Source organism: Mesorhizobium sp. M0598 (genome assembly GCF_040320865.1).
Taxonomy (GTDB): domain Bacteria; phylum Pseudomonadota; class Alphaproteobacteria; order Rhizobiales; family Rhizobiaceae; genus Mesorhizobium.
In genome coordinates, this window is the sequence record NZ_JAMYQL010000009.1 from 1 (window position 1) to 20,523 (window position 20,523).

The window sequence follows — 20,523 nt, forward strand, 5'->3', positions numbered from 1 at the left end:
TGGGCTCGCAGTTGTTTAAAAGACACCGCCCGAGAACATGCGGTTGTGCGGCAAGGGGCGCGCCCCCTTGGCGCGCGCCGGGATCTCATGGTTCGGCAGACGTTCGAGCAGGAAGCTGGAGCCGTCGCGCCGGTTGAGCGTGATCATGCCTTCGGACGGTTTGTAGAAACCGGTGATGCAATTGAACACAGTGGTCTTGCCGGCGCCGTTCGGACCGATCAGCGCGGTGATCTCGCCGCGCTTGGCCTGGAAGGACAGGTCGCCGATGGCGACGAGACCGCCGAACTTCATCGACAGATGCTCGACCTGGAGGATGGCGTCGGTCACGGAGGGGCTCGCGTTCATCAGCCGTGCCCCTCCTTGGTGAAGGACCCCGACACGGCCCTGCGAACCTTGAGGAAGGCTGTCGGTTCACGGCTGCCGACGAAGCCGCGCGGCTTCCACAGCATGACGATGACCATCGCCATGCCGAACAACAGCATGCGATAGAGTTCCGGGGTGAAGTCGGGGCCGAATATCCGCTTCAGAAAATCGAGTTCACGCAGCGCTTCGGTGCCGCCGATCATCACCAGCGCGGCGACGGCGATACCGACCAGCGAGCCCATGCCGCCGAGCACGACGATGGCGAGGATAATCGCCGATTCCAGGAAGACGAAGGATTCCGGGCTGACGAAGCCTTGCCGTGCGGCGAAGAACGAGCCGGCGAAGCCGCCGAACATGGCGCCCGTGGCAAAGGCGGTGAGCTTGGTGGTGGTGGTGTTGATGCCGAGCGAGCGGCACGCGATCTCGTCCTCGCGCAGCGCTTCCCAGGCGCGGCCGACCGGCATGCGCCTCAGCCTTATTGTGACGAAGGCGGTCAGCAGGCAGAGCCCGAGGATCAGGTAATAGAGGAAGATCTTGTAATAGGCGCCCGATTGGGCAATGCCGAACACCTTGGCGATGTAGTTGGGGTCCGAGACATTGAACGATATCAGGCCGAAGAATGAAACCTTCGGGATGCCGGATATGCCGGCCGAACCGTTGGTCACTTCGCGCCAGTTGATGATCACCAGCCTGATGATCTCGCCGAAGGCGAGCGTCACGATGGCCAGATAGTCGCCGCGCAGGCGCAGCACCGGGAAGCCGAGCATGACGCCCCAGAACGCAGCCATCAGGCCGGCGGCGGGCAGCAGGATCCAGAACGACAGGCCGAAATGCGTGCCGAGCAACGCGTAGGCGTAAGCACCGACGGCGTAGAAAGCGACATAGCCGAGATCGAGCAGGCCGGCGAGGCCGATGACGATGTTCAGTCCCCAGGCCAGCATCACGTAGATCAGGATCTGGATGCCGAAATTGTCGACCCATTTCAGCGAGCCCTGGAAGCCGCCCACCATCGAGCCCGTATAGAGAGCAAGCACCAGCACGACGATGATCGGATAGAGCGCCAGCGCGGTTATGCCGAGCGCCGAAAAATGGGCATGGATGAAGGCACGGAAATAGTAGATCACCCAAGCCAGCGCATAGATGATCGCTAGCGCTCGCACGAAACGTGCATAACCTGCAAGATCCGGCCCCACCAGCCCGTCAAGGGAGCTGGCCAGAAGAATCAGAACGACCGCAATACCGATCGCCGCGAAGAAATATGGTAACCGGAAGAACCGCGTCGCCACACTGTCTGGCAGCAGGCCGGTGGCGACATCGGCGATCTTCTGGTTGGCCATGAAAGGCTGGCCATAGGCGACGTAGAGGAACCGGCCGATCATGGTGGCGATCACCACGGCGGCGAGCAGGCCCCAGCGCTGCACCAGGATCAACTCGTTGGAGATGTTCTGGTCGGTCTTCAGGCCGATGAACAGCACGAACAGGCCAAGCGCGACGGCGCCGGCATAGAGCGCTTCGCGAAAAGCGCGCTGGACCGGGGTGGCGACGACGGTGCTTTCCGGAGACACGGTAACCGCCATGATCTCAGACCTTTTCGACTTCTGGCCGGCCGAGAATGCCGGAAGGCAGGAAGATCAGCACGATCGCCAGGATCGAGAACGCGGCGACATCCTTGTAGTCGATCGAGAAATAAGCCGACCACATGCTCTCGATGAAGCCGATCATCAGCCCGCCGAGCACGGCGCCGGGCAGCGAGCCGATGCCGCCGAGCACCGCGGCGGTGAACGCCTTCACACCGGGCGTAAAACCGTCGGAAAACACCACCACGCCGTAATACATCAGGAACAGCGTGCCGGCGACGGCGGCAAGCGCGGCGCCCATGATGAAGGTGATAGAGATGGTGCGGTCGACGTCGACGCCGAGCAGTGCCGCCATCTTGCGGTCCTGCTCGCAGGCGCGCTGCGCCCGGCCGAGCGAGGTCTTGTTGACCAGATACCAAAACAGCGCCAGCAGGACTATGGTGACCAGGACGATGATGATCTGCTTCAGCGACACGCTGATGCCCGCGATCGAATAAACCTTGGAGACCATCGGCGGGACGGGCTTGTTGCGCGGCCCTTGCGTGACCTGGACGAAATTGGACAGGGCGATCGACATGCCGATGGCGGTGATCAGCGGCGCCAGCCGGAACGAACCGCGCAGCGGCCGGTAAGCCACTTTCTCGATCGTCCAGTTGTAGAGGCCGGTCAAAAGCATCGCCACGATCATCATGATCAGCAGCGCAACGACGATCGGCACCGAATAGAACAACGCACCGAGGATAAGGAAAACGATGAGGGCGGTGAAAGCGCCGACCATGAAGATGTCGCCATGGGCGAAATTGATCATGCCGATGATGCCGTAGACCATCGTGTAGCCGATCGCAATCAACCCATAGATCGATCCCAGCGTCAGCCCATTGATAAGCTGCTGGACAAAATACTGCATGCTGTCGTGGCTCCCCTGGAATGTCGCCCATGCAGACGCATTCCTTTTCGTATTGCCCCTAGTCGTAAAGTTTCGAGCCCGGATTGCAACGTGATTTTTCAATCGCCATGGGTGTTTTCGTCGCACGCCATCGGATTGCCCGTTTTTTCCTATCCGGCCCCTGGACCATCGCGGACCCTACCATTGGCCTAACGCAATGTCTTTGACGATTCAATCGCAGCATGCGCTCCATTTCGAAGAAATCGCCGTCAAAATAAGTTGATGAGCGGGATCGTTGCGCCGTCGAAGGCAATCCGTTTGCGCTCTCTTTCTTCCCCTGCGTCAGCGTTTTCTCTATTTGACGACGAAGCCGTGCGCGAACGGGTCGCGGTCGTCGATGAAGATCGTGTTCAATCCGGTCATCCGCGCCCACCCGCCGATCGACGGAATGATTGCCGGCTTGCCGGCGACGGTGACCTCTTCCTCGACCCTGCCCTTGAACAGCGAACCGATGATCGATTCATGGACGAAGTCGTCGCCGATCCCAAGCTTGCCCTTGGCGTGAAGCTGCGCCATACGCGCCGAGGTGCCGGTGCCGCAGGGCGACCGGTCGATTGCCTTGTCGCCGTAGAAGACGGCGTTGCGGGCATCGGCTTGCGGGTTGGTCGGCGCCCCGGTCCACAATATGTGCGACAGCTTGTCGATGCCGGGATTCTCCGGGTGGACGAAGGAATATTTCTCGTTGAGCCGCTGCCGCACCACCGGGCTCCAGGCGATCAGTTCGCCGGCCGAATGGTCGGCCATGTCGCGATAGTTCTTTTGCGGTTCGACGATGGCGTAGAAATTGCCGCCATAGGCGACATCGACGCTGATCTCGCCGAGCCCGGGGCATTCGACCGTCAGTGCCTCGGCATAGAGGAAGGAAGGCACATTGGTGATGCGCACCTCCTCGACATAGTCGCCGACTTGGCTGTACTCCGCCACGACCACGCCCGCCGGCGTATCCAGCCTGAGCACGCCCGGTGTCTTCGGCTTGATCAGCCCATGCTCGACGGCAAAAGTTACCGTGCCGATGGTGCCGTGGCCGCACATCGGCAAGCAGCCCGAGGTTTCGATGAACAGGATGGCGATGTCGCAATCTTCACGCGTCGGCGGATAGAGGATCGAGCCGGACATCACGTCATGGCCGCGCGGCTCGAACATCAGCCCGGTGCGGATCCAGTCATATTCGGCCAGGAAATGCGCTCGCCGCTCCATCATCGTTGAGCCCTTGAGCAAAGGCCCACCGCCGGCGACCAGCCGCACCGGATTGCCGCAGGTGTGGCCGTCTATGCAGAAGAAGGAATTCTTGGCCATGCCGGCTCCCAACTGAATGTCTTCGAACTCAAAACCGTTGCGGGCTGAACGGGCCGAGATCGAGCGATGGATTCTGCCCGAGAACGAGCTCGCGGATCAAGCGCCCGGTCGCCGCAGCCTGGGTCAGGCCGAGGTGACCGTGGCCGAAACCATACACCACCGACGGCGTTTGTTGCGACCGCCCGATCACCGGCAGCGAATCCGGCAGCGACGGCCGGAACCCCATCCATTCGCGGCCATCGGCAGGATCCAGTCCCGGCAGGAATTTCTGCGCCTTTTCGAGCAGCGCTTTCGAGCGCGCATAATTGGGCGGCCTCTCAAGGCCGCCGAGTTCGACCGCGCCGCCGACGCGCAGGCCCGTCTCGAGCGGCGTGATGACGAAGCCATGCCCGGAGAAGATCAATTGCCGCTTTACGTCGAAGGCAGTCTTCGGCAACGTCGTGTTGTAGCCACGCTCGGTCTCCAGCGGGATTCCGTCGCCGAGATGTCTCGCCAGCAGATGCGACCAGGCCCCGGCAGCGATGACGACGTGCTTCGCCCGTCGCCGCGTGCCGTCGGCCGTGGTCAGGATCGCGCCGTCCTGTCCCGCCTTGACACGCTCGATCCGGGCCCTTTCGAACCCGGCGCCCAACCTCTCGGCATAGGCCCACAAGGCCTTTCCAAGCAGCTTGGGATCGGCAACGGTTTTCCACCCCGGCACGAACGTTCCCTTGACGAAGCGCGGCGACAGACCGGGCTGCAGGGCTGTGAGAGCGCTCCCCTCGACATGGCTGAAGCCGATGCCGAAGCGCTGCCTTGCCGCCCAGCCGGTCAGCGAGGCCTTGAACTCGGCCTCGCTGTCGTAGAGTTCGAGCGAGCCGTCCTCATGCAGCATCGGCCGTGTGCCGGAACGATCCAGCAAGCCCATCCATTCCGCCTCGGCGAGCTTCATCATCCCGGCCTGCGCGGCAAGGCCGGCTTCATAGCGGTCGCTTCGGCCGGCGCGCCAGAAGCGGACCAGCCAAGGCAGCAGCTTCGGCAGATATGCGGGTGGGATGCTGAGCGGGCCGAGCGGGTCGGCGAGCCATTTCGGCAACTGCTTGATCATGCCCTTGTGGGCGAGCGGCAGCACATCGGAGAAGGCAAAGGCAGCGGCATTGCCGGAGCTGGTTTCCTCACAGATCCCCGTCCGATCGAAGATCGTGACATTTTGGCCCGCCTCTGCCAGAAAGGCGGCGGCGCAGATGCCGATGATGCCGCCACCAATGATGGCGACATCGAGCGTAGCATTATCATTCATTGCCTTGCGCCGCGCTGCACATCTGCAAATGCCTTCAAAGTGACTGGATCAGAATGTCGGCAGCTCTGGCCGCACCGCCAGCGCATCCCTGACGATCTTTTCGACTGCCTTGCGCCGCTCGCCCGACAATGGCTGGCGCGGCATGCGCACGCGGTCGTTGGTGTTGATCGCCAACACTTCGGCGAGCTTGATGTTCTGCACCAGATAGGTCGAGACGTCGAGGTCGAGCAGCGGCCGGAACCAGCGGTAGATCTTCAACGCCTCCTCGCGGCGGCCCTGTCTCATCAGCTGGTAGATGGCGACGGTCTCGCGCGGGAACGCGGTGACCAGGCCCGCCACCCAGCCGATGGCGCCGACCGACAGCGCCTCGAAGGCGAGATTGTCTACGCCGGTGAACAGGTCGTAGCGGTCGCCGAGGCGGTTGATGATCTCGGTCGAGCGGCGGATGTCGTCGGAGGACTCTTTTATGGCGACGAAGCGTTGGTCCTTCGCCAACTCCTCCATCTGGTCGACGGTGACGTCGACGCGGTAGGCAAGCCGGTTGGAGTAGATCATCACCGGCAGGTCGCCGGCCGCGGCGACGGCGCTGAGTGCCGCGACCGTCTCCTCGGCATTGGTATGGTAGATCGGGCTCGGCACCACCATCAAACCATTGGCGCCTTCCTTGGCGGCGCGGCGCGCGATCGCCGCCGCCTCGCGTGTACCGGCCTCGTTGACCGTCAACAGCACCGGTTTGTTGCCGGCGATCTTCTGCGCGGTCTTCAGCACCGCGATCTTCTCGTCGTGCGACAGCATCGGGCCTTCGCCGAGCGACCCGCAGACGATGATGCCGTCACAGCCGGCCTCCATCTGCAGCGCAAAGCAGCGCTCCATCTCGGCATGGTCGAGGCCGTCGTCCTCGGTGAATTTGGTCGTAACGGCGGGGAAGACTCCGGCCCACATGTCGATCGCTCCATCTGATATATCAGTCGTATATTTCTTAAGAAGCCGGCTGTCAACGTTGAATCTGATATGATATATCAATAATATATCAGGAGATGTCACATTGGTATATGACAGACCTGGCTCCGAGCCGGCGACCGCGAAGGCCTACCGCAGGCTCGAGCATATGATCGTAACTCTCGAACTGGCGCCGGCGAGCTTCATCACCGAGGGGGCGCTGATCGACAGGCTCGGCCTCGGCCGCACCCCGGTGCGCGAAGCGATCCAGCGGCTGGCCTGGGAGGGGCTGCTCGAGGTCCGGCCGCGTGCCGGCATTGCCATTGCCCCGCTTCACCCTGGCGACTGGCTGCGTGTCCTCGACGCCCGCCGTGGCGTCGAGGTGGTGCTTGCCCGCTCGGCCGCCCGCTTCGTCACCCGCGAGGCCGCCGACCTGTTTCATGACGCAGCGTTGGCCATGCAGAAAGCGGTGATTTCGGAAAATGTGTTCTACTTCATCCAGGCCGACAAGGCGCTCGACGAGGCGCTGGCGCTGGCTGCCGACAACCCGTTCGCCGCGCGCCTGGCGGCACCCTTGCAAACCCACAGCCGTCGCTTCTGGTTCCGCTACAAGGCCGATACCGGATTGGCCGAATCCGCCGAGCACCATGTCGCGCTGATCCGCTCGATCCTCGCCAGCGACGAAGAGGCCGCGGCCAAGGACGCCAAGCGGCTGATGGCGCTTTTGCGCGGCCATGCCGAGGCGGCTGCTACGCGCTGAGCCTGCCATTTCGTCATGCGCCCTGGCCAGGCAGGGGCATCACGTTTTCCCAATTGTCGCCGGCCGCGACGATGCAGCTTCTGCCGGCGATATCGGTGACGACGATGGTCCAGGTTCCGGTCTCGGCGACAAAGACTTCCATGACCGCCTCATGACCGATCAGCCCCAAAGCAAACTGCCTTTCCTGGAACTTCTCGCTCAAATGGGCGACGAGCTCGCCATGTTCAACGCAGTATTGATATTGCGCGCCTGCGGTGTTCGTACCCACCGCCAATGCGCCAGCAAGAACCAGGGTTTTCACCCATCTCATCAGCGATTTGCGTGCCATAGGGCACCTCCTTTGCCATCACGTTCCGGCAAAGGAGGGGTTTGACGGCCTCATTTTGCCGGAGCGATCCAGGCCGGTTCCGACGTCATCATCATCGCGTCGTTCCTTTCTGTGTTCCGGTCTGCCATTGGTGGGAACGATTCCAGATGTTCCCATTATGTTCTCGATATATGGTATCGGCAATGGAAAAGCGCAAGCAGGCGCCCAAGCGGGCGCCTGCAGATCCGTTTTACGGTTGTCGCCGAAAGAATGGGCCACAGGCCGCGCGGCCATGCCGAGGCGCGCAGACCCGTGATAAATCGTTCAGGTGCCTGGCAGCGCCGCTGTCGTCATCGCGCTCTCCCAGCCTTCGCCGACTGAAATCACGCAGCTTTGACCTTTTGTGTCGCTGGCGAGGATGGTCCATGTGCCCTTGTCGGAAACGAAGACTTCAAGCACCACATTCGGATTGACGACGCCGACCGCGCTCGGGTTTTCATGAAACTTTTCACCGAGCGCCTTGACCATATCGGCGCGTGCCGCACATTGCTCGGCAGCCATTGCCGGGACGGCGGAAAGGGCCATCGCAGCGCAAGCTATAGTCGCCATGAGACGTGTCATCTGACACCTCCTTTGCGCCGGACATATCCCCCGGAGCCGTCACCAGCGCCGTTGGTTGATCTGCCAGCATCTCCTTCGCGGCAGGACTGCAACCTAAGAAGATTGCTGCCTTCTTGGTTCCATCACATTAACGTTCAAACGAAAAGGCCCGGGTCCGAGCCCAGGCCTCGTTCAGTGTTTGCGATCTGGATCAGTTCATCGTCGGGGTGACGAATTCGGCGCCGTCTATGACGCCGGCCCGCGCGCCCGCAGCCGAAGGCGAGGACGCGCTGACAGGAAACCGTTCGGTCAGTTCATCGTCGGGATGACGAACTCGGCACCATCCTTCACGCCGGACGGCCAGCGCGACGTTACCGTCTTGGTCTTGGTGTAGAAGCGGAACGCGTCCGGCCCGTGCTGGTTGAGGTCGCCGAAGGAGGACGCCTTCCAGCCGCCAAAGGTGTAGTAGGCGATCGGCACCGGGATCGGCACGTTGATGCCGACCATGCCGACCTGAACCCGCGAGGCGAAGTCGCGCGCCGCGTCGCCGTCGCGGGTGAAGATGGCGACGCCATTGCCCATCTCGTGCTCGTTGGCGAGCTTGATGGCGTTCTCGTAGGTCGGTGCGCGCACCACCGACAGCACCGGCCCAAAGATCTCTTCCTTGTAGATGCGCATGTCGGCGGTCACATTGTCGAACAGGCAGCCGCCCATATAGTAGCCGTTCTCGTAGCCCTGCATGGAAAAGCCGCGACCGTCGACGACCAGCTTGGCGCCTTCCTTGACGCCGGTGTCGACATAGGACTTGACCCTCTCCAGCGCCTGCGCCGTCACCAGCGGGCCGAAATCGGCGGAAGAATCCGTCGACGGACCGACCTTCAGGCTCTCGACGCGCGGCACCAGTCTTTCCATCAGCCGGTTGGCGGTGTCGTTGCCGACCGGGACGGCGACCGAGATCGCCATGCAGCGCTCGCCGGCCGAGCCGTAGCCGGCGCCGATCAGCGCGTCGACGGTCTGGTCCATGTCGGCATCCGGCATGATGATCATGTGGTTCTTGGCGCCGCCGAAGCACTGCACGCGCTTGCCGGCCGCGCAGCCGCGCGAATAGATGTAGTGGGCGATCGGTGTCGAGCCTACGAAACCGATGGCCTTGATGTCGGGATCGTCGAGGATGGCGTCGACCACTTCCTTGTCGCCGTTGACGACATTAAGGATGCCCGCCGGCAGACCGGCCTCGATGAACAGTTCGGCAATCCGCATCGGCACGCCCGGATCGCGCTCCGACGGCTTGAGGATGTAGGCATTGCCGCAGGCGATGGCCGGCGCGATCTTCCACAACGGGATCATCGCCGGAAAATTGAACGGCGTGATGCCGGCGACGACGCCGAGCGGCTGGCGCATCGAATAGACGTCGATGCCGGGGCCGGCGCCATCGGTGAACTCGCCCTTCATCATATGCGGCGCACCGATGCAGACCTCGACCACTTCGAGGCCGCGCTGGATGTCGCCCTTGGCGTCGGCGATGGTCTTGCCGTGTTCGCGCGCCAATATCTCGGCCAGCGCGTCATACTCCTTGGCGACCAGCTCGAGGAACCGCATCAGGACGCGTACGCGTCGCTGCGGATTGGTCGCCGCCCAGCCGGGCTGTGCGGCCTTGGCGTTTTCGACCGCCGCGCGCAATTCCGCCTGCGAAGCCAGCGCCACCGTGCCGCGCACCGTGCCGTCCATCGGCTGCATGACGTCCTGCTTGCGGCCGCTGGTTCCGGCGACGCGCTTGCCGCCGATGAAATGACCGTATTCGATCATGGTCTCTCTCCCTGGTTCGTGATGAGGCATTGTCCGCCTTTGCGGGAGCGATGGCAACGCGAGCGAAAACGCAACCGTTGTGCGGAGAATAGATAGCGGTTGACGGCAGAGCATCAATTCTCGCAAATAGGAAGAATGCAGGTCCCCAGCAGCAAGGATTGAGATTGAGTTCCTTCACCGCCCCCCTCTGTCCTGCCGGACATCTCCCCCTCAAGGGGGGAGATTGGCTGTCACGCCCGCCTTCGGAAATCTTCACCGCGGCAAGAAAGACGCCTGCGGCGAAACTGCCAATCTCCCCCCTTGAGGGGGAGATGTCCGGCAGGACAGAGGGGGGCGCGAAGGAACGCGGTTTTGATCGTTATCGCCAGGACCACCCTCATGAACTGGGATGATGCCCGTATCTTCCTTGCCGTAGCGCGGGCCGGCCAGATCCTCGGCGCCGCCAGGCGGCTGGAGCTTAATCACGCGACCGTCTCGCGCCGCATTGCCGCCCTCGAGGACGCGCTCAGGACAAAACTGTTTCGCCGGCTTACCACCGGCAGCGAGCTGACGCCGGCGGGCGAGCGTTTCCTCGAGATTGCCGAACGCATGGAGGGCGACATGATCGCCGCGCGCTCGACCGTTTCAGGCGAAGGCGACGACGTCTCGGGCACTGTGCGCATCGGCGCGCCGGACGGCTTTGGCGTCGCCTTCCTGGCCAGGCGCCTCGGCGCGCTGACCGCTCTGCACCGTGAGCTCACCATCCAGCTGGTGCCGGTGCCACGCTCCTTCTCTTTGTCCCGGCGCGAGGCCGACATTGCCATCACCGTCGAACGGCCGACGGAAGGCCGCCTGGTGGCGGGAAAGCTGGTCGACTACACGCTCGGCCTGTTCGCGTCGCGGGCCTATGCCGACACGCAGGGGCTGCCCGGAACCGCCGCCGAGCTAGGCCAGCACACGCTGATCGGCTACGTGCCGGACCTGATCGTCAGTCGCTCGCTCGATTACGCGGCCGAATTCAGCGCCGACTGGCGCACCAGCTTCGCCATTTCCTCGGCGCTCGGCCAAGCCGAAGCAGTGCGTTCCGGCGCCGGCATCGGCATCCTGCACACCTTCGTTGCCCGCTCGATGCCGGAGCTGGTGCCTCTCGATATCGTTGCGCCCATCCGCCGCGCCTACTGGCTGGTCTACCACGAATCGGTCAGGCCGCTGCGCCGCGTCCAGGTCGTCGCGAGCTTCATTACCAAGGCCGTCGAACGGGACAGGGGTTTGTTCGCGTGAGCCTGCCGGCCGCTGGCTGTCTTAGCTGGTGGGCGTCTTACTTGGCGTACCGTCCGGGCCCGAGATCGCCGACGTCGATGTCGGGCACCCGGCTGGAGATGATGTCGGCCAGAACTTTGGCCGAGCCGCAGGCCATGGTCCAGCCGAGTGTGCCATGGCCGGTGTTGAGATAGAGATTGGAGAAATCGGTGCGGCCGATCAGCGGCGGCCCGTCCGGTGTCATCGGCCGCAGTCCGCACCAGAAGGTCGCCGATCGCATGTCGCCGCTGCCCGGAAACAGGTCGCCGACCGAATGTTCGAGCGTGCGCCGCCGCGATTCGTGCAGCCGCAGGTCGAAGCCGGAAATCTCCGCCGTGCCGCCGACCCGGATACGGTCGCCGAGCCGGGTGATCGCTACTTTGTAGCTCTCGTCCATCACGGTCGAGACCGGTGCGGCGGCGGCGTCCTTGATCGGCAGGGTGATCGAATAGCCCTTGACCGGGTAGACCGGGATGGGCCGCTTCAGCATGCGCATGAACCGTGCCGAATAGCTGCCCATCGCCATCACATAGGCATCAGCGACCATCCAGCCCTTGCTGGTGCTGACGTTGGTGATGCGATCGCGCTTCTTGACGACGCGCCGTATCTCCGTGTCGTATTCGAAGGTGACGCCGCGTGCCGCGCAAAGCTCGGCAAGCCTGTCGGTGAACATCTTGCAGTCGCCGGTTTCGTCGCCGGGCAACCGCAGGCCACCGACGAATTTTTCGCGCACGCCGGCCAGTCCAGGCTCGGCCGCAATGCAGCCGTCGGGGTCGAGGACCTCGTAGGGGACGCCATAGGCCTTCAGCACCTCGACATCGCCGCCGACGCCGTCGAGCTGCTTTTGCGTTCGGAAGAGCTGCAGCGTGCCCTTGGCGCGCTCGTCATAGGCGATGCCGGTCGCCTCGCGCAGAGCCTTCAGCGTGTCGCGGCTGTACTCGGCCAGCGGCACCATGCGCGCCTTGTTCAGCGCGTAGCGTTCAGCCGTGCAATTGCGCAGCATCTTGACCAGCCATATCCACATATGCGGATCGAGGGCCGGTCGCACCACCAGTGGACCGTGCTTCATCAAAAGCCATTTGATGGCCTTCAGCGGAACGCCGGGCCCGGCCCAGGGCGAGGCATAGCCGGGCGAGATCTCGCCGGCATTGGCAAAGCTGGTTTCCAGCGCCGGGCCTTTCTGGCGATCGATCACCGTCACCTGATGACCGGCCTCGGCAAGAAAATAGGCGGTGGTGACCCCGATCACGCCGCCGCCCAGCACGAAGATCTTCATCGTTTGGTTCTCCGCGGCGGCATCTCGTCGGGATTCGAGACCGGGATCATCGCCGCCTCATGTCTGCCGGATTCTGTGGCGTCAGCCAAGTGCCGATGCTTAGGGAAAAGACATGCGTGAGGACAACAACCTTGCGTCCTAGCCACTCACATAGCGCCGGTGGAAACGGTGGCCGAGACTGGTCAAGACCTCATAGCCGATGGTGCCGGCTTGGCCGGCTACCTGGTCCACCGTCTGCGACGACGGTCCGATGAGTTCGACGAGGTCGCCGGCCTTCAGCCTGCCGGGCGGCAATGCGGAAATGTCGAGGATGATCGAATCCATCGAAACCCGGCCGACGAAGGGCAGCCGCACATTTTCGAGCCAGGCGGAGGAAGCGGCGCGTCGATGCCAGCCATCGCCATAGCCGAGCGAAATCGTCGCCGCGGCAAGCGGAGCCTTGGTGTGGAAAGTGTGACCGTAGCCGACACCGGCGCCGGCCTCCAATATCCGCGTCTGGATGACCTTGGCTTGCAATCGCACCACCGGCAGCATCGGATTGTCCTTCGCCGGCATCGGATTGACGCCATAGAGAGCGGCACCCGGACGAACGAGGTCGTAGTGATAGCGCTGCCCGAGAAAAATGCCTGATGAATTGGCAAGGGAAGCCGGCGCTTCCGGCAGCATCCGGCGCAGCCGTTCGAATTCCAGCCGCTGCCGCTCGTTGGCCGGCTGCTCGGGTTCATCGGCGCAGGCGAGATGGCTCATCACGAACGTCAGTTCGACACCGTCGAAAGCCTGCGGATCCTGCGCGACTGCCTTCACCTCGGATGGCGTCATGCCGAGCCGCGACATGCCGCTGTCGACCTGGAGTGCGGCCGGCAACCTACGGCCCACCCGCCCGGCCATCTCGCGCCATGCCGCGAGTTGGCTGGCGCTGTTGAGTACGGTGCAAAGCCCTGCCGCAACCGCTTCCCTTTCCGCACCCGGCGGAATGCCGTTCAGCACATAAATGGCCGGGTCTGAGCCGAGCGCCTTGCGCAGCAAGATGCCGCCGGCCAAATGCGCAACAAAGAAAGTATTACAGCCCTCACCCATCAGCGCCGCCGCCACCGGCGCCGCGCCAATCCCATAGCCGTCGGCCTTGACCACTCCAGCACAGCCGACGCCGCCCAGCCGCGCCTTCAGCCGCCGGTAGTTCTCACGGACGGCGCCGAGATCGATGGTCAGGATCGCCCCTGCCGCGGCTTCGCTGATCGGTTCGCCCAGGGTGACGGTCGGCGGAAGAGATTTGCTGGAGATGTCGTTCATGCCACCTGTTTTAACGGAAGGCCGGCGGCTACGCCACCAGGTGCCGGAACGCCGCCACCACGTCTTCGTAGACCTTGCGCTTGAACGGCACGATCAGGCCCGGCAATTCCAGCATCGGCCGCCACGCCCACCGGTCGAACTCGGCCTTGTGGCCACCCGGCGGCGGATTGATCGCGATCTCGGTTTCGTCACCGTGGAAACGGAAGGCAAACCATTTCTGCGTCTGGCCGCGATATCGTCCCTTGAAGGCGACGCCGACCAGATGCGCCGGCAGGTCGTATTTGATCCAGTGCGGCGCCTCGGCCAGCAGCGACACCGAGCGCATGCCGGTCTCTTCGTAAAGTTCACGCGCCGCCGCGGGCAGCGGCTCCTCGCCATCATCGATGCCGCCCTGCGGCATCTGCCAGAGCTGCGTCGTTCCAGCGAATTCGCTGTCCGGCTCGGCAATACGACGGCCGACCCAGACCAGGCCGGCCTCATTGAGGACCATCACCCCTACGCAGGGCCGGTAGGGCAGCGTCTCGGGCTCAACGAGCTTGTTCTTTGCCATCTCAGCCTTTTTCCGGATCTATGGCCACCGCCGAAACCGGCACGATCTCGATGCCACGCTTCTTGGCCTCGGTCACCCAGGAAGACACGGTATCCACCGTCAGGTCGAAAGCCGAGCCGATGCCGACGGCAAACCCTTTCGCCCGTGCCGTCGCTTCCAGCCCATCCAGTTTCTTCAATATGGCGCCGCGGTCCTGCACCGCATCGATCGCCGTATCGCCGCCGACGAACGGCACGCCGTCCTTCAGCGCCAGTTCGGGTGCCAGGCTGCGCGCCGACGAACCGTCGTCGACATAGGCCAGACCACGCTTGCCAAGCTCGGCCATCAACGGCCCCATCGCCGTCGCGTCGGCCGAAAAGCGGGCGCCCATATAGTTCATGACGCCGGTGTAGTTGGTCGTTCGCGACAGCGCCCAGCGTAAATTCTTCAAATTCTCGTCCGGCGTTGCAGCCACGGTCAGCGTGTTACGGCCGGGATTGACGTTCGGATAGTCGAACGGCTCAAGCGGTACCTGCATGATGACCTCATGGCCGCTCTGCCGTGCCACCTGCATCCAGCGGCCGATGCTGTTGCCTTGCGGCGCGAAGGCCAGCGTCACTTCCGCCGGCAGCTTGGCTATGGCTGCCTGCGTGCCGGTCTGCGACACGGCAAGCCCGCCGATGACGAGCGCGACGCGTGCACCGCGAGCCCCGGACCACGGCCGCGCATAGACATCGAACGGGCGCCTGCCGTCGGCGGCGCGGATCGGCAACGGACCGGTTTCGCTGGCCTCGACCAGCGCCTTGTCGGGAATGTGCGCGATCCTGAGGTTCTGGCCGATCGTCGAAGGGTCGCGAATGACTATGGCCGCCTCGGGTGGAGCGTCGCCCCCCTCGGTCTGGACATGGATGATCTGCGGACCGCCCGTCTTCGGCCCGCTTATGTTGGCCCCGCTTGCGTTGCCTGGCGCAGCCATTTCGGGCGTCGCCTTGGCGGGCGCGGCGGCGGTATCCGCCGCCGGCGTCTTCGGCGTCAAAACGGCTACTTCTTGCAGCTTCCGGAACGGCTTGTCTCGCAAGGCGATCGCGCTGGAGACGCCGACCACGGACAGCACGACAAGCGCGGCCGCGACCGCACCGGCGCTGATCCCGCTGCCTGAGCGCGGCAGCCGGATCGCCTGTCCGAGAGGTCGTTCTATGTCCTTGCCGATATCAGCCAAGCCCGCACCCCCCGGCGCGCATCCCCGAAGTAAACCTTCTCCGGAGGCGCAAAATCCAAAATGTCGGCGCGTCCCCTTGCTTCACTGGACGCGCAGCATGCCGGCCGCGGCCCCCGAATCAAACTGCCGGAGCCTCGCGGCCCCGGCAGCATCGCATCGCTTCGCTCAGGCAGCCAGACCTGTTTGGCCCGGCTTGCCCGCCCTTACTGGTTCAACACGGCCTTTTGCGGATTCGGCGGGAACGCCGGATCCGTCTTCTGGCCGCGCAGCAGCTGCTCGGCATAGATGAGCTGCAAATCGTCCTTCGGTTCCGGCGGCACATAGGCTGCCGAACCCGAACCGGTCGTGCTTTCGTCGGCGCCCTTGATATGGCCCTTGAGGTCCGATTCGCCGCGCGTCAGGTCCCTGCCCTGCAGTTCGGCCGGCAGCGGCTGGTCGACCTTGATGTCGGGCGTGATGCCCTTGCCCTGGATCGACTTGCCGGACGGCGTGTAATAGAGCGCCGTCGTCAGCCGCAGCGCCCCGTTCTCGCCAAGCGGGATGATGGTCTGCACCGAACCCTTGCCGAAGGATTGCGTGCCGACCACCGTGGCGCGGCGCAGATCCTGCAGCGCGCCGGCGACGATTTCCGAGGCACTGGCCGAGCCGCCATTGACGAGCACGATCAGCGGCTTGCCGCCGATGTCGTCGCCGGCCCGCGCGTCGAAGCGGGTGACGTCCTTCGGGTCGCGGCCGCGCGTCGAGACGATCTCGCCACGGTCGAGGAAGGCATCCGACACGCTCACCGCCTGGTCGAGCAAACCGCCCGGATTGAGGCGCAGGTCGAGCACGTAGCCCTTGAGCTTGTCGTTCGGCACCTGCTTCTTGATGGTGTCGATGGCATTCTCGAGGTCGTCATAGGTTTTTTCGGTAAAGGAGGTGATCTTCATGTAGCCGATGTCGTTTTCGACCCGGAACTTGACCGCCTTGACCTTGATGATGTCGCGCACGACGGTCAGTTCGATCGGCTTGTCTGCGCCCTGGCGCAGGATGGTGAGCTTGATCGGCGTATTGACCAGCCCGCGCATCTTCTCGACGGCGTCGTTGAGCGTCAGACCGCGGACCTCCTCGCCGTCGATCTTGGCGATATAGTCGCCGGCGAGCACGCCTGCCTTGGCGGCCGGCGTATCGTCGATCGGCGTGATCACCTTGACCAGGTCGTTCTCCATGGTGACCTCGATGCCGAGGCCGCCGAATTCGCCCTTGGTCTGCACGCGCATGTCCTGCGCTTCTTCGGCATTCATGTAGGAGGAGTGCGGGTCGAGCGACGACAGCATGCCGTTGATGGCATTTTCAACCAGCGACTTGTCGTCGGGCGGCGTCACATAATTCGCCCGTACCCGTTCGAAGATATCGCCGAAGATCGCCAGTTGCTTATAGGTCTCGGAGCCCGCAGCCTTCGCTGTCGAGCCGGGCGCGCCATAGACCAGGCTCATCGCCGATGCACCCATCAGCGCACCGGCAAACAGAAGCGACAGTTTCCGCATCATTCACGTCCTTCCAGAAAAACGGTCCGCCCACCATGGGGCCGGATCGACGGGTTTTCCATCCTTGCGGAACTCGACATAGAGCTCCGGCGTGGCATTTCCATTCTTCGATGCCGAGGTGCTCGCCACCCGGGCCTCTCCCATCGCGCCGACCGGCTCACCTGCGAGCACCGACTGGCCAGACGCGACGCTGATTCTGCTCATCCCCGCCAGGACGACATGATAGCCGTCACCCGCATTCAGGATCAAGAGTTGACCGTAAGAGCGGAAAGGCCCCGCATAAAGCACATTTCCATCCGCCGGCGCTGTGACGATGGCTCCCGATTGTGTCGCAACCATGTCACCGAGCATCACCGCGCCGTTACCGTCGTCGGCCCCGAAGCGCCGCTTGATCCTGCCGGTGACCGGCAGCGCGATCTGCCCTTGAAGCGCGGAAAACGGCGCGGCAGCGGTGAGCCTGTTGCTCTCCGGCACCGGCAGCGAGGCCAATTCCGTCGGAGCCGGGGTTGATGCCGGGCCCCTGTCGGCGTCGGCCGTCTTTTGCTCGGCTGCCTTGGCCGCATCCGCCGCCTTGCGGGCCCTGTCGGCCTCGAGCGATGTGATCAGCTCTTTCAGGCTGCCGGCCTTGGCCGCCAGTGTCGCGGACCGCTGCTTTTCGGCGGCCAGCGCGGTTTGCGTATCGGCGGCGAGCTTCTGCTTGGCTTCGAGCAGCATGCCGAGCCGCTTTTTTTCCGCCGCCTGCTCGCCGACAGCTGCCGTCAGCCGCGCCCGCTCGGCCTCGATCGAGGCCGTCACCCGCGACTGCTCCTTGAGATCGGCCAGCAACATGTCGGTCTGCTGGCGCAGTTCCGGCACCACGGCACCGAGCAGGATGGCGCTGCGCACCGACGACAATGCGTCCTCCGGCTTGACCAGGATCGCCGGCGGCGGGTTGAGCCCCATGCGCTGCAGCGCGCCGAGCACTTCGGCCAGAACGTCGCGTCTGGCGGCCAGTGAGGCGCGGATCTTCTGCCCCTGCGCCTTCAGCCCTTCCAGCTTGCCGCCAATGTCCTCGATGTCCTGGCCGAGCTTCTGCTCGGTCATCGCCGACTGGATCAGCGCCGCGGTGATCGAGGCGTGGTCCTTCTTGACAGCCGCTATGTCGGCGGCGAGCTTGGCCAGCCGCTCGGACGACAGCGTGATCTCTTTCGATACTTTTTCGTATTCGGCGCGGCTCTGGTCCGGGTCGGGCGCCAGGTCGAGCGTGTTCTCGGCCCGCGCGACGCCGAGCGAAAGCGCGATCGTCGCCACGGCGATGCCGCAGCGCACGCGCCGGGAGCCCGTTCGTGATTTCCAGTCTTCAGACATTGAAGCCCAACTCTATGCGCGGCTTCGTTAACGAACCATCAACCATGTTCGAGCCGGCCGCCATCCGCAAACCCCATGAGCCCAAACTGTCGATGAGCATTGGGGCAAAAATCCGGGCGGCTGGCATCAATTCGCCGACGGAGCCGACTTCATGAACGATGGTAGGGGTGGCCGGAAAGGATCGTGGCCGCCCGGTAAAGCTGCTCGCCCAGCATCACGCGGACCAGCTGATGCGGCCAGGTCAGCGCGCCGAGCGACACCGTCAGATCAGCCAGGTCGCGCAGTGACTGGTCATGGCCGTCGGCGCCGCCAATGGCGATCACCAGCGCCTTGCGCCCGCCATCGCGCAGCGAACCGATGCGGCCGGCGAAATCCTCGGAGGAAAGGTTCTTGCCGCGCTCATCCAGCAGCATCAGCGCCGTGCCCGGTTGCAAGTGCGTCTGCAGCTTCTGGCCTTCCTCGCGCCGGCGCTCATTGGCCGTCTGCGCGCGACCTTCCGCAATCTCGACGATCCCGGCGAATTCGAGGCCTACGGCAGGACCGCTCCTGGCAAAACGCTCGAAATAGCGGTCGGCCAACTGCTTCTCGGGGCCGGCTTTCATTCGGCCCACGGCATGAACCGTAATCTTCATCCCTGCCTCGAAGAGCCGCTGATGCATGTCGGACAACGACATACATCAAGACGAATACGGCTCAGTGGAGGGTCTCCTCCTCGAGATCGGGCGCCTGCCACATCTTTTCGAGATTGTAGAAGTCGCGGACCTCGGGACGGAAGACATGGACGATGATGTCGCCCGAATCGATCAGGACCCAGTCGGCGCCAGCCAGCCCCTCGACGCGCGCTGTGCCGAGCCCGGCATCCTTCAGCGCCTTGAGGAGATGATCGGCAACAGCCGAGACATGACGGTGCGATCGGCCCGACGCGACGACCATGTAGTCGCCGAGGCTCGATTTCCCCTGAATGTCGATTGAGACGATGTTTTCGGCCTTGGAGTCTTCCAGACTGGCAAGGACTGTCTTGATGGCGCGGGACACGGCGTCGTTTACGCTGATCCCGGCCGGCGAAGGCACGATGTCGGCCTTCTTCCGCAGTGCTGTTCTCAGTGTATTTCCTTTCGCAGCAAGAACAACCAAATCACCTCTGAAATCAGGTGACACTGCTTAGATAGGCAGAGTTAGGTTGCAGTTTCAAGACACCGCTCGCAAGCAGGCGCCCGGCAGCCGCCGAATATCCGGCTTTTCGGGCCAGAAAATCGGAACCGCCTCGCCCCGCAGCGGTTATCGGCTCATCCACGAACCGGAATCCCGACATGCCGATCGATCCCCAGAACGCCCTCCTCACCGTGCAATCCGGCCTGGCGCAACTCAGCACGCTGATCGTCTCCTACTCGCTTTCGGCGGTCGGCGCCGTCATCCTGCTGGTCGTCGGCTACATCGTCGCCGGCCTCGCCGAGCGTTCGATCTATGCCGGCCTCGGCCATATCAGCGGCTTCGACGAAACGCTCCGCCATTTCTTCTCGCAGGTCGTCCGCTACGCCATCCTGGGACTGGTCGTGATCATGGTTCTCGGCCAGTTCGGCGTGCAGACGGCTTCGATCATTGCCGCTATCGGTGCCGCCGGCCTGGCCATCGGCCTGGCGCTGCAAGGCACGCTGCAGAACATTGCCGCCGGCATCATGCTCCTGGCGCTGCGGCCGTTCCGCATCGGCGAATATGTCGAAGTCGGCGCGATATCCGGCACCGTCGAGGAGATCGGGCTGTTTGCCACAACGCTGAGGACGGTCGAAGGCGTCTACGTGCTTGCACCCAACTCGACCCTGTGGAACCAGCCGGTCCGCAACTTCACCCGCAACGGTGTGCGCCGCGGCGACATCACGCTCAGCATCGGCTCCTGGAACGACATCGATTTTGCGCAGAAGACCATGCTCGGTGTCGCCGCCGCCGACCGGCGCGTCAGGCGGCAGCCGGCGCCGATCGCCTTTGTCGCGACTGTCGGCGACAGCACCGTCGCCATCACCTTGCGCTACTGGACGGCGGCTGCCGATTTCTTCGCCGCCCAGATCGACCTCACCAAGAGCGTCAAGCAGGCATTCGATGCCGAAGGCCTTTCGGTCCCGGCGCCGGCACCGAAAGCGCCTCAGCCGGATGCCTCAGCCACGCGGCAATAGAGGATTTGAAACCAGCT

18 protein-coding genes and 2 pseudogenes are annotated in these 20,523 nt (G+C 63.8%); 3 read left to right on the forward strand and 17 right to left on the reverse strand.

Going from position 1 to position 20,523, the window contains the following annotated elements; genetic code table 11:
* Window positions 1–27: 27 nt before the first annotated feature.
* The 6 genes and pseudogenes from NKI59_RS13685 to NKI59_RS13715 form a co-directional block, all read right to left on the reverse strand.
* Window positions 28–345 (reverse strand): annotated as a pseudogene (locus tag NKI59_RS13685) (ATP-binding cassette domain-containing protein); the annotation flags it as partial.
* A pseudogene (gene livM / locus NKI59_RS13690) lies at window positions 345–1,862 on the reverse strand (high-affinity branched-chain amino acid ABC transporter permease LivM); the annotation flags it as partial. The pseudogenes NKI59_RS13685 and livM, both read right to left, overlap by 1 nt.
* Window positions 1,863–1,944: 82 nt before the next feature.
* On the reverse strand, window positions 1,945–2,847 hold the full coding sequence (locus NKI59_RS13700; protein ID WP_352450865.1) for a branched-chain amino acid ABC transporter permease: 903 nt from the start codon (window positions 2,845–2,847) through the stop codon (window positions 1,945–1,947).
* Between the two features lie 333 nt (window positions 2,848–3,180).
* Complete coding sequence (locus NKI59_RS13705; RefSeq protein WP_352704730.1) at window positions 3,181–4,182, reverse strand: 4-hydroxyproline epimerase; 1,002 nt, start codon at window positions 4,180–4,182, stop codon at window positions 3,181–3,183.
* Window positions 4,183–4,210: 28 nt separating this feature from the next.
* The gene (locus tag NKI59_RS13710; protein ID WP_352704732.1) at window positions 4,211–5,461 is read right to left on the reverse strand and encodes an NAD(P)/FAD-dependent oxidoreductase; all 1,251 of its coding nucleotides are present in this window, start codon (window positions 5,459–5,461) and stop codon (window positions 4,211–4,213) included.
* A 48-nt stretch (window positions 5,462–5,509) separates the two neighbouring features.
* Window positions 5,510–6,403, reverse strand: coding sequence for a dihydrodipicolinate synthase family protein (locus tag NKI59_RS13715; RefSeq protein WP_352704734.1), 894 nt, complete (start codon window positions 6,401–6,403; stop codon window positions 5,510–5,512).
* 103 nt (window positions 6,404–6,506) lie between these two features.
* On the opposite strand from NKI59_RS13715, the gene NKI59_RS13720 reads away from it, so the two are divergent.
* Window positions 6,507–7,160: a GntR family transcriptional regulator gene (locus tag NKI59_RS13720; protein ID WP_352450869.1), complete on the forward strand. Its 654-nt coding sequence runs from the start codon at window positions 6,507–6,509 to the stop codon at window positions 7,158–7,160.
* A gap of 13 nt (window positions 7,161–7,173) precedes the next feature.
* Here NKI59_RS13720 and NKI59_RS13725 read toward each other — a convergent pair whose 3' ends face one another.
* The 3 genes from NKI59_RS13725 to NKI59_RS13735 all read right to left on the reverse strand — a co-directional run bounded on the left by NKI59_RS13725 (window position 7,174) and on the right by NKI59_RS13735 (window position 9,873).
* Entirely contained in the window at window positions 7,174–7,488 is a 315-nt protein-coding gene (locus tag NKI59_RS13725) for a hypothetical protein (protein WP_352618050.1), read from the reverse strand.
* A gap of 303 nt (window positions 7,489–7,791) precedes the next feature.
* Complete coding sequence (locus NKI59_RS13730; RefSeq protein WP_352704737.1) at window positions 7,792–8,088, reverse strand: hypothetical protein; 297 nt, start codon at window positions 8,086–8,088, stop codon at window positions 7,792–7,794.
* Between the two features lie 288 nt (window positions 8,089–8,376).
* Window positions 8,377–9,873 carry a CoA-acylating methylmalonate-semialdehyde dehydrogenase gene (locus tag NKI59_RS13735; RefSeq protein ID WP_352704739.1) on the reverse strand — a complete coding sequence of 499 codons (1,497 nt, stop codon included), beginning with the start codon at window positions 9,871–9,873 and terminating at the stop codon, window positions 8,377–8,379.
* A 378-nt stretch (window positions 9,874–10,251) separates the two neighbouring features.
* On the opposite strand from NKI59_RS13735, the gene NKI59_RS13740 reads away from it, so the two are divergent.
* On the forward strand, window positions 10,252–11,133 hold the full coding sequence (locus tag NKI59_RS13740; protein ID WP_352704740.1) for a LysR family transcriptional regulator: 882 nt from the start codon (window positions 10,252–10,254) through the stop codon (window positions 11,131–11,133).
* A 37-nt stretch (window positions 11,134–11,170) separates the two neighbouring features.
* On the opposite strand, the gene NKI59_RS13745 is transcribed toward NKI59_RS13740, so the two are convergent.
* From NKI59_RS13745 to rsfS, 8 genes are all read right to left on the reverse strand, one after another.
* Window positions 11,171–12,427, reverse strand: coding sequence for a D-amino acid dehydrogenase (locus NKI59_RS13745; RefSeq protein ID WP_023678061.1), 1,257 nt, complete (start codon window positions 12,425–12,427; stop codon window positions 11,171–11,173).
* 138 nt (window positions 12,428–12,565) lie between these two features.
* On the reverse strand, window positions 12,566–13,717 hold the full coding sequence (alr, locus tag NKI59_RS13750) for an alanine racemase (RefSeq protein WP_352704742.1): 1,152 nt from the start codon (window positions 13,715–13,717) through the stop codon (window positions 12,566–12,568).
* Between the two features lie 28 nt (window positions 13,718–13,745).
* Window positions 13,746–14,267, reverse strand: coding sequence for an RNA pyrophosphohydrolase (locus NKI59_RS13755; protein WP_023678063.1), 522 nt, complete (start codon window positions 14,265–14,267; stop codon window positions 13,746–13,748).
* A 1-nt stretch (window position 14,268) separates the two neighbouring features.
* A complete protein-coding gene (locus NKI59_RS13760) occupies window positions 14,269–15,465 on the reverse strand; it encodes a divergent polysaccharide deacetylase family protein (protein WP_352704744.1) in 1,197 nt (398 codons plus the stop codon).
* 203 nt (window positions 15,466–15,668) lie between these two features.
* Window positions 15,669–16,994 carry a S41 family peptidase gene (locus NKI59_RS13765; protein WP_023678065.1) on the reverse strand — a complete coding sequence of 442 codons (1,326 nt, stop codon included), beginning with the start codon at window positions 16,992–16,994 and terminating at the stop codon, window positions 15,669–15,671.
* The gene (locus NKI59_RS13770) at window positions 16,995–18,338 is read right to left on the reverse strand and encodes a murein hydrolase activator EnvC family protein (RefSeq protein ID WP_352704746.1); all 1,344 of its coding nucleotides are present in this window, start codon (window positions 18,336–18,338) and stop codon (window positions 16,995–16,997) included.
* A 149-nt stretch (window positions 18,339–18,487) separates the two neighbouring features.
* The gene (gene rlmH, locus NKI59_RS13775) at window positions 18,488–18,970 is read right to left on the reverse strand and encodes a 23S rRNA (pseudouridine(1915)-N(3))-methyltransferase RlmH (protein ID WP_023678067.1); all 483 of its coding nucleotides are present in this window, start codon (window positions 18,968–18,970) and stop codon (window positions 18,488–18,490) included.
* A gap of 61 nt (window positions 18,971–19,031) precedes the next feature.
* Window positions 19,032–19,409 (reverse strand): ribosome silencing factor, encoded by a 378-nt coding sequence (gene rsfS, locus NKI59_RS13780; protein ID WP_023678068.1) that lies wholly within the window; start codon window positions 19,407–19,409, stop codon window positions 19,032–19,034.
* A gap of 239 nt (window positions 19,410–19,648) precedes the next feature.
* On the opposite strand from rsfS, the gene NKI59_RS13785 reads away from it, so the two are divergent.
* Window positions 19,649–20,506, forward strand: a complete 858-nt coding sequence (locus tag NKI59_RS13785) for a mechanosensitive ion channel family protein (protein WP_352704748.1) — start codon at window positions 19,649–19,651, stop codon at window positions 20,504–20,506.
* The last annotated feature ends 17 nt before the right edge of the window (window positions 20,507–20,523 follow it).